This window comes from Peribacillus sp. NPDC060253 (assembly GCF_042727425.1).
Taxonomy (GTDB): domain Bacteria; phylum Bacillota; class Bacilli; order Bacillales; family DSM-1321; genus Peribacillus.
The window spans coordinates 32,108-41,452 of record NZ_JBHXAS010000038.1 but is presented as its reverse complement, the minus strand read 5'-3'; the positions used below and the strand labels follow the sequence as shown (position 1 = coordinate 41,452).

The window sequence follows — 9,345 nt, the reverse complement described above, 5'->3', positions numbered from 1 at the left end:
GATAAAAAGCACTCTTATACATTTGTGACGTATTTCACGTAACACTTCATAATTTTCATGAAAAATTCATAAAATTTTACCAATTGATATATAAGTAAATATTAGTCTTTTTCCATACCTTTGACAAGTAACAATCTGAACTTTTTCGTATAAAAATTAAACCCAAAAACGCTACTTTTTTACCAGCAAAGAAGTATATCCACACTATATCCCCCAACCTTAGTAAAGAGTATCCTCACCTGCATATTGAAGGAAGGGCAAAGGATATTCATCATATAAAGCGTCATTATAGTCAAAACTTTCTAACTTTTCTAATCTTTCTCCTTTTTTAAAGATTCAACTATGTTAAAATAAGAGAATAAATTTCAGCAAACCTAGTATATCGGAGGGATAACGTTGGAAGTTAATGAAAAAGTTTATGATATCACCATCATTGGCGGAGGCCCAGTTGGGCTATTTACTGCATTTTATGGCGGTATGAGACAAGCATCCGTAAAAATCATCGAGAGCTTACCGCAATTAGGCGGACAATTGTCAGCTCTTTATCCTGAGAAATTCATCTATGATATCGCAGGTTTTCCTAAGGTGCGTGCTCAGGAGCTAGTGAATAATTTAAAAGAACAAATGGCAAAGTTTGAACAGACCGTCGTCTTGGAGCAAGCCGTTCAAGAAGTGGAAAAGCAAGCCGACGGAGTTTTCAAGTTAACGACAGATAAAGAAATCCATTATTCCAAAACCATCATCATTACGGCTGGAAATGGTGCTTTCCAGCCCCGTCGCATCGAAATTGATGATGCAAGGAAATATGAAAGCAGCAATCTTCACTATTTCATCGACGACCTTAATCATTTTGCAGGCAAAAAAGTGGTGGTCTTCGGAGGCGGTGACTCTGCAGTGGACTGGGCACTAATGTTGGAGCCCATCGCTGAGAAAGTGAGCATCATTCACAGAAGAGATAAGTTCCGTGCCCACGAACATAGTGTAGAAACCCTTAAAAATTCAAAAGTTGAAATAAAGACTCCTTACATACCTTCAGAGTTGATTGGTACTGCAGGACGGATTCATACAGTTGTCATCAAGGATACAAATGGTGAAGATACAGAAACGATGGAAGTGGATGCAGTCATCGTCAACTACGGCTTCGTTTCTTCTCTTGGTCCCATTAAAGAATGGGGACTTGATATTCAGAAGAACAGTATCTTGGTGAATTCCAGAATGGAAACGAATATCCCAGGGATATATGCAGCAGGTGATATCGCAACATATGACGGTAAAGTCAAATTAATTGCAAGTGGTTTTGGTGAGGCACCCACTGCTGTCAATCACGCCAAGCAATATATAGACCCAAAAGCAAAAGTTCAGCCAATGCATAGTTCCTCGATGTTCTAAACCGAAATCCGGCTTTCATAGCCGGGTTTCAGACTGTAGACAAACTCGATAATAAAGGAGTTTGTCTACTTTTTTTTTTGAAGGTTTGTAAAATTCCGCAGGCGTCTCGCACAACCCTTCCAATTAACTTAGATGGAACCGCTTTTGACTACAAACTGGAACCGGCTTACATTAAGCCGGTTTTTAGTTATCCCCAATTCCATGATTGTGGATAAGTTTTTTCATTAGTTATCCACATGCTTAATCTTGTTATTCATAGGGTAAAGAATAGGAAAAGATCAGAAAGGAGAATGCACATATATGAATATTTTAATCGCAGGAGCCATGGAACGACCGGAAAGCAGATTATTAAGGAATTATCGAAAAATCCACAAATGAACGTATACGGAATGATCCGGAAAAAAGAACAGGCCCAAACGATAAAAGGACTCGGCGGGCATCCCATCCTTGCAGATTTAGAGGGAAATGTGGATAAAGCAGTGGATAACATGGAAGCCATCATTTTTGCAGCTGGTTCCGGACCAAATACGGGACCTGATAAAACGACAGCTGTGGATAAGAATGGTGCGATTAAACTTGTTGATGCGGCCAAGAAAAAGGGAATCGACCGATTTGTCATGTTAAGCTCCGTCGGTTCTGATCATCCGGAGCAAGCCCAAGAAGGGATGCGCCATTATCTTGAATCAAAGCGTGATGCAGATGAACATTTAAAAGCAAGCGGGCTGACATACACGATTGTCCGGCCGGTTGCTTTGACAAATGAACAATCTGTCGGAAAAATCTTTGCGGATGAGAAAGTGGATCATACGAATAAGTCTATTCCAAGAGCCGATGTAGCCACCGTTCTTGCCCAATCAGTAACAGAGGAAACTACATTCAACAAAACATTCGAAATTTTTAGCGGCACCCTTCCCATCAAGGAGGCTCTGAACAATATTTAAAAGTAGAAAATAAGCATGAAAAAGAGGCACCTTTATCTGGTGCCTTAAAGACTGTCGAAACTCGATAAAAATCGAGGTTTGTCGACAGTTTTTTGAGGTTGGTAAAATTCGAAACGAAGGACACTCGCTTTCCGCGGGAGTCTCTCACACCCGTTCAACTTTGTTTTATCCTTTTACCTACAGTCTTAGGGGCACCCATATCTAGGCCCCCTTTTCTAAAAGATTTGAGTTTCTTAGCAGTTCTCCGGCGTACCAGCGTTTTTTGCCGTTTTGAAGGAAGACCCGCAACCGCATGAAGCGATAGCATTTGGGTTTTCGATCGTAAAGCCTCCACCCATCATCGTTTGTTTATAATCAATTACTGTGCCATTCAATATATCAGCATCCCCGCTATCCACAAGGATCTTAATTTCAAACTGTTCCAGCTGGCTATCTTTCTCTCCGGGTTCTTTTTCAAAACCCATTCCGTAGGATAATCCACTGCAGCCTCCGCCTTTAACGGCCACTCTTAAAAAGGAACCCTCTTCACCATTTTGTTTCATCATTTCTTTTATCTGAAAAGCAGCAGCTTCCGTTACTTGAACAACTTCACTCACAATAAATCCCTCCTTCTTCTGATATGTGAGATAGACTATTTCTCCTTATAGTATATACCAAAGAATTTCCCCCGCTCAATTTTCCTGCTTGAAAAAAGAAAAACACATCAACCTGGTCGAAATCGATTTTCGCTTGGCTTTATAGGTTCAATCAAACACTGTACAAGAAGAATGATTTTTGAGATTTACTCTCAAGGAACAGTTGCATCCTATTTAACTGGAGACTACAATGGTACCCAAGTATCTGAAGCTAGACTTCTAATACGCCTGCGACATTTCAAGTAGAATAGAAAATGAAAAGGCAGCCCCGGAAGGAACAGCCTTTTGATTTGTCCTTGATGATTAAAACATTTGATATTCATCAATGAACTTATATATATTTTCCACCAATTCATCCGTTGTATCTCCTGAAACCACTTCACCGTTAACAAGTGCATATAAGTTACTGGAACATTTTCCGCAATATCCCAAACAACCATATTCAATAATATCTAAATTAGGGTCGCGTTCTAATCGTTCAAAAGCTTCTTGAGCGCCACTGGCCAAATTACTTACACAAAATTCAATAATCGGGTACATTGCTTCACCTCACCATTACTAACAATCCATCTTATTACTTTTCCCAACTCCAGTCAATATTTACGCATAAAAAATAAGCCGTTTTCAAGATACCGGTTGTGATTTCCTTTTATATTCGTTATACTTTTGTCGGGGTATGTAAAAAAAGAAAATTATCTAATGTTTTTATTCTTACTACTAATTGGGTATATATTTAATTAAACTATAAAGGGCTTCATTTGGGGGAATCCTATAGGGGTACTTGTTTTCACAAGTGAAACAATTATCAAATTTTCAATAGATCAAATAAAGGGGAAAATCATATGAAGAATTTAGTCATACTTGGTGGTGGGTATGGTGGTATGCGCATGTTGCAAAGATTGCTGCCTAATCAGCTTCCTGAAAATGTGAGCATCACACTTATCGACCGTAATCCTTATCACTGTTTAAAAACGGAATATTATGCTTTAGCAGCAGGCACCATTCCAGATCAACACATCCGTGTTGCATTTCCTGAACATCCTCGCTTGAAGAACGTATACGGAGAAGTACTTTCCATCGATATGGAAAATAAACAAGTCATTATAGAAAATCAAGATCCTGTCGTTTATGATGATTTAGTCATTGGCCTTGGCTGTGAAGATAAATACCACGATATTCCTGGCGCAGACACACATACTTATAGTATCCAAACAATCGATAAATCACGTAGCACATATTCTGCATTGAATAATTTAGGTGCAGGTGCAACCGTTTCGATCGTTGGTGGCGGACTTAGCGGTGTTGAACTGGCAAGTGAATTGATCGAAAGCCGCTCAGACTTAAACGTTAAGTTATTTGACCGCGGACCGCATATTCTATCAGCATTCCCAGAAAGATTAAGCACCTTTGTCGAATCTTGGTTTGATAAACATACGATTGATATCATTCATCATTCAAATATAACCAAAGTAGAGCCAAACCTTCTTTATAATGGCGACGAAGCCGTTCAAAGTGACGTTATTGTATGGACAGCTGGAATTCAGCCAAGTAAAATTATCCGCGATATGGATATTGAGAAGGACCGCCAAGGAAGAGCTGTCCTGACGCCTCAGCATTTCCTTCCATCAAACGATAGCATCTTTGTAGTCGGCGACTGTGCGAGCTTACCGCATGCACCTAGTGCGCAATTAGCTGAATCTCAAGCTGAGCAAATCGTCCAGGTCCTTGTGAAAAAATGGGCAAATGAACCACTTCCAGAAAGCTTCCCTACCATGAAATTAAAAGGGACATTAGGCTCCCTTGGGAAGAAACAAGGTTTTGGTCTTGTTGCAAATCGTCCTATCACTGGAAGAGTGGCACGCCTCATGAAATCAGGCATTCTCTGGATGTATAAATACCATAACGGTTGATCTACAACTTTCATATGCCACATTTCAAAAACTGACCCATGCGCTCCTGTATGGGTCAGTTTTTTATTTCTTCCATTATATATATCAATTCTGCACCCTATATCCGTATTTTTCCATCGTTTCCACCACTTTTTTGAGACGTACATTTCCTTCTGCAATGATCTCATCTTCAATGCGGACCAGTGGATAAAATAAGTCCTCTTCGATCATCTTCGCGGCAAAGCTCTTTTGGTTCATCTTTTCTGGAGGATTATACATATCTATATAGGAAATCTTGAATTTCTGCTCTGGAAACTTTCTTGTTAAAGCGGCTTCTAGCCACTCACACGTATCTTTCGATGAGGGGAGATTCACACAGCTTGAGCAAATTTGTTCCGCTCCATATACTTCTATTTCAATTTCTTTCTTAACCATGCTATCCCTCCATTATTTTAGTTTATTTGATTCATTTTGAATACTTTTAAGAAACATTCACCGGTTTCCAGCTTATCTGAATAATATAGATTATATTTCCGCAAAGTTACAGTTGGATTTTTTACTATCTTCGCATTATAATATGATTATGAAAGGAGTCGATTGCAATGTCTAACCAAACAATGGAAGTACAAGTTCAAGAAGTTCTAGATAAGCTTCGTCCGTTTCTTCTTCGTGATGGCGGTGACTGTGAACTAGTTGACGTAGAAGATGGAATTGTAAAATTACGATTACTAGGAGCTTGCGGAAGCTGTCCAAGTTCGACCATTACACTAAAAGCTGGGATTGAGCGCGCCCTTCTTGAAGAAGTGCCTGGTGTAGTGGAAGTTGAACAAGTTTTCTAATACCCTTTAATAATAACAAGCAACGTATAGAAGAATCCTTCTTCCATATACGTTCAACCATTTTCATACAGACCAGAACTTGTTATAGAAATAAAGCTGACTCGGCTTTTGCCCTATCAAAATTGATACGGCTTGACGCGGGTCAGCTTTTTTTATAACAGTCATTAAGTTAAGTATGGCTCACAATTTCAAAAATTTCAATTTCTTTTTTTCTTGCTCTGATAGGATTGCCGTATGGCTGCCATCATTATCGATTTCCAGCTCTTTCACAAGAAACTCCGGAAATTCCTCCTTCAATCCAGTGAGCACCCTTTCAGATTTTTCAACGGATGCCAGGCATAAAATAGTGGGACCCGCTCCGCTTAGAGCTGTACCAAATCCACCTTCTTTTTGGACAACCTCTTCAATAATTGCTAAATGGGGGACTAGCTCTGCTCTATAGGGCTGATGGAAACGATCACTTTGCATCATTTCACCAACTAGCTTCCAATCTTTCGATAAGACTCCGGCAAGCAAAACATTGGCGGCTGCACTTCCGCTTATCGCATCTTTATAGGGAAGTGAATGTGGGAGAACATTTCTTGAATCCTCCGTAAGCAATTCAAAATTGGGAATGATGGCAATCACCTTAACTCCTTCGATTGGAAACGAAACAACATCGGTTCTTTGCTCTGTATGAAGGCCCACAACCAATCCGCCATAAACAGATGCCCCTGCATTGTCAGGGTGCCCTTCAAAGAGTGAAGCATGCCTATTCTTTTCCTCATCGGATAAATGGAGTTCACCTACGATGTTGGCTAATTCAATACCTGCTACAATGGCAGACGCACTGCTGCCAAGACCGCGTGCCAGTGGAATTTCACTAGAGACGAAAAGTCGGCATGGAGATAGTTCCTTTCCATAAGAAGCCGCCGTTTTCTTGGCAATTTGGACGATATAATTACGATCATCCCTTGGAAAAACGGACATTTCCTCTGAAAGTGGGATGACTTCCCAATGATCTGATGAAGATCCGTGTATTTCCAAGTAAAGCCCTAGCGCCAGACCGATGGAATCGAATCCTGGTCCTAAGTTGGCCGTACTCGCTGGCACACGGATCAAGAACATCTCGGAATCCCCACTCATGCCTGTTTCACACCTTGCAGATGTTCTAAAATGACCTCTTCATCCATTGGCAGCAGTGTCGGTTGGATCGTGCTTGTATCGACTGCTACATTTGGATCTTTCAATCCATTCCCTGTCAGAACCGCAACGATTTTACTTCCTTTTTTGATTTCACCGCTTTTTAATTGTTTATAGATGCCTGCAATGGAAGCACATGATGCTGGCTCTGCAAACACTCCTTCTTTTTTAGCAAGGAAATGATAGGCTTCCAGAATTTCTTCGTCTGTCACCTCATCGATTTTACCTTTTGACTCATTTGCTGCTTCCACAGCGAAGTTCCAGCTGGCAGGATTACCAATCCGTATTGCTGTTGCAATCGTTTCAGGATTTTCAATAATGGTATCGCGGACAATCGCAGCTGCGCCTTCCGCTTCGAACCCTCTCATTTCAGGAAGGCCCGTTTGTTTCGATTCATTATATTCTTTAAACCCTTTCCAGTATGCTGTTATATTCCCTGCATTCCCAACTGGAAGCGCCAATATATCCGGCGCAGAGCCAAGAGCGTCACAAATTTCAAACGCCGCCGTCTTCTGCCCTTCGATCCGATACGGGTTGACCGAATTCACAAGTGTTATTGGTGAACTCTCGCTAAGAGAACGGACGATTTTTAAAGCTTGGTCGAAGTTCCCCTCGATCGAGATGATTTCTGCTCCGTACATAACGGCTTGAGCAAGCTTGCCCATGGCGATTTTACCTTCTGGAATGACTACGATGCAGCGCAGGTTTGCACGAGCAGCATAAGCGGCTGCAGCAGCTGATGTATTCCCGGTAGAAGCACAGATGATCGTGTCGCTGCCCTCTTCGATCGCTTTGGCGACGGCCATGACCATTCCGCGATCTTTAAACGATCCTGTCGGATTCGCCCCTTCATATTTTACATGTAAGTCGATTCCCCACTCTTCGGATAATCGATTCAGTCTAATTAAAGGTGTATTCCCCTCCAATAGGGATAGTGCAGGTGTCTTTTCATTGACTGGTAAAAATTCTTTATACGTGCTTATAAGTCCTTGCCAACTCATTTGATTTCCTCTCCTTCAACTCGGTATGTACTCTTCACTTCTCTTACCATATTGTAATCATGTAATTTCTGTTTTATTTGCTCAAATGCAGCCAAAGTGGAAGTATGGGTAACTAATACGATTTCGGAAGATTCCTTTTCATCCAACGGCAATTGAAGGATTTTATCGAATCCTACCCCATGCTCTGCAAATAAATTGGTGATTCTCGCCAAAACACCCACTTCGTCCTGAACATGTAATCGAATGAAGAACTTAGCGGAAATTTCAGTCGCGTCTTTTAATTGTTTCGGGAATTGCGGTGAAACGGCACTTCGGCCATTTACGCCAAGCCTCATATTCTTGATGACGGTCACCATATCCGAAACGGCGGCCGTCGCTGTCGGAAGACTGCCTGCACCCGGTCCGTAAAACATCGTTTCCCCTACAGCTTCCCCATAAACGTATACCGCATTATACTCATTATTTACTGATGCTAACGGGTGTGCTTCCGGAAGAAGTGCAGGTTGGACACTTACTTCGACCCTGTCTCCCGCCCTCGAAGCGACTCCAATCAGTTTCATTGTATAGCCAAGCTTTTTACTATATCTCAAATCCTCTTCGGATATATCAGTAATCCCTTGTACCTCCACATCATTCAAGCCAATGTTCATTGAGAAACCAAGTGTGGATAGTATCGCCATTTTACGGGCTGCATCCAATCCTCCTACATCGGCTGTTGGATCCGCTTCAGCGAATCCAAGCTCCTGAGCTTCCCTCAATACGTCATCATACGTTCTGCCTTCTTTGCTCATTTTCGTTAATATGAAGTTCGTCGTTCCATTGACGATTCCCATCATTTTCGTGATTCGGTCAGAAGATAATCCATCAACAAGACCACGTAAAATCGGGATACCCCCGGCAACACTTGCTTCATAGAAAAGGTCACATTTATTCTCGGTTGCTAATTCAAGCAGGTCCGGACCATATAAAGCCATCAAGTCTTTATTGGCCGTGACGATATGCTTTTTATTTTTTATTGCCTCTATTAGATAATGGCGTGTTTCTTCAATTCCACCCATAACTTCAATCACAACATCAATCTCGGGATTCGAAATGATATCTTCGGGATTGTCAGTTAATATTCCTTTATCAATCTCGACAAGCCGCTCTTTCTTCATGTCTTTGACAAGTATCTTCTTAATGGAAATGGAACAGCCTACTTGATGCATAAGCTTGTCCTGATGCCTTTCAATGATTTGTACGACTCCTGATCCGACTGTACCTAACCCCAATAAACCGATCGAGATGGCTTTCATATTTGGTTCCCCCTAAAAACTGTTTTCCTGAAGAAAACACTTGTATTTGTATAGTAGACATTATAAGTTTAATTCATATAATTATCAATAGTTAGAAAAGATGGATACACGAACATTTTTTGTCCATCCCTTGAAAGAGTAAGAGCGGATAACACTTATTTTTTTATGGGAAAA

General features: G+C 41.0%; 10 protein-coding genes. 4 read left to right on the top strand and 6 right to left on the bottom strand.

Translation table 11 applies throughout. The annotated features are described in order from the left end of the window. Positions 1 to 396: 396 nt before the first annotated feature. The gene (locus tag ACFWE9_RS12345) at positions 397 to 1,389 is read left to right on the top strand and encodes an NAD(P)/FAD-dependent oxidoreductase (RefSeq protein WP_230159399.1); all 993 of its coding nucleotides are present in this window, start codon (positions 397 to 399) and stop codon (positions 1,387 to 1,389) included. 290 nt (positions 1,390 to 1,679) lie between these two features. After that, entirely contained in the window at positions 1,680 to 2,330 is a 651-nt protein-coding gene (locus ACFWE9_RS12340) for an SDR family oxidoreductase (RefSeq protein WP_377356972.1), read from the top strand. Between the two features lie 233 nt (positions 2,331 to 2,563). Here the strand turns inward: ACFWE9_RS12340 and ACFWE9_RS12335 are convergent, their stop codons facing one another. Both ACFWE9_RS12335 and ACFWE9_RS12330 read right to left on the bottom strand, forming a co-directional pair. Next, entirely contained in the window at positions 2,564 to 2,926 is a 363-nt protein-coding gene (locus ACFWE9_RS12335; protein WP_230159397.1) for a HesB/IscA family protein, read from the bottom strand. 342 nt (positions 2,927 to 3,268) lie between these two features. Beyond that, complete coding sequence (locus ACFWE9_RS12330; protein ID WP_377356970.1) at positions 3,269 to 3,505, bottom strand: YuzB family protein; 237 nt, start codon at positions 3,503 to 3,505, stop codon at positions 3,269 to 3,271. Positions 3,506 to 3,807: 302 nt separating this feature from the next. Between ACFWE9_RS12330 and ACFWE9_RS12325 the strand changes: the two genes are divergently transcribed. After that, complete coding sequence (locus tag ACFWE9_RS12325; protein WP_230159395.1) at positions 3,808 to 4,875, top strand: NAD(P)/FAD-dependent oxidoreductase; 1,068 nt, start codon at positions 3,808 to 3,810, stop codon at positions 4,873 to 4,875. A gap of 84 nt (positions 4,876 to 4,959) precedes the next feature. Here the strand turns inward: ACFWE9_RS12325 and ACFWE9_RS12320 are convergent, their stop codons facing one another. Then, a complete protein-coding gene (locus tag ACFWE9_RS12320) occupies positions 4,960 to 5,289 on the bottom strand; it encodes a YuzD family protein (protein ID WP_377356968.1) in 330 nt (109 codons plus the stop codon). Between the two features lie 167 nt (positions 5,290 to 5,456). Here ACFWE9_RS12320 and ACFWE9_RS12315 point away from each other — a divergent pair, with 167 nt between their 5' ends. Continuing rightward, positions 5,457 to 5,693 (top strand): NifU family protein, encoded by a 237-nt coding sequence (locus ACFWE9_RS12315; RefSeq protein WP_057912127.1) that lies wholly within the window; start codon positions 5,457 to 5,459, stop codon positions 5,691 to 5,693. A gap of 180 nt (positions 5,694 to 5,873) precedes the next feature. Here the strand turns inward: ACFWE9_RS12315 and thrB are convergent, their stop codons facing one another. The 3 genes from thrB to ACFWE9_RS12300 are packed head-to-tail and all read right to left on the bottom strand — an operon-like array spanning position 5,874 to position 9,171. Next, positions 5,874 to 6,818: a homoserine kinase gene (gene thrB, locus ACFWE9_RS12310; RefSeq protein ID WP_230159393.1), complete on the bottom strand. Its 945-nt coding sequence runs from the start codon at positions 6,816 to 6,818 to the stop codon at positions 5,874 to 5,876. Continuing rightward, positions 6,815 to 7,876, bottom strand: a complete 1,062-nt coding sequence (gene thrC, locus ACFWE9_RS12305; RefSeq protein ID WP_230159392.1) for a threonine synthase — start codon at positions 7,874 to 7,876, stop codon at positions 6,815 to 6,817. The genes thrB and thrC overlap by 4 nt, the downstream gene beginning before the upstream one ends. Further along, complete coding sequence (locus ACFWE9_RS12300) at positions 7,873 to 9,171, bottom strand: homoserine dehydrogenase (protein WP_230159391.1); 1,299 nt, start codon at positions 9,169 to 9,171, stop codon at positions 7,873 to 7,875. Before ACFWE9_RS12300 ends, thrC begins: the two co-directional genes overlap by 4 nt. Positions 9,172 to 9,345 lie beyond the last annotated feature (174 nt).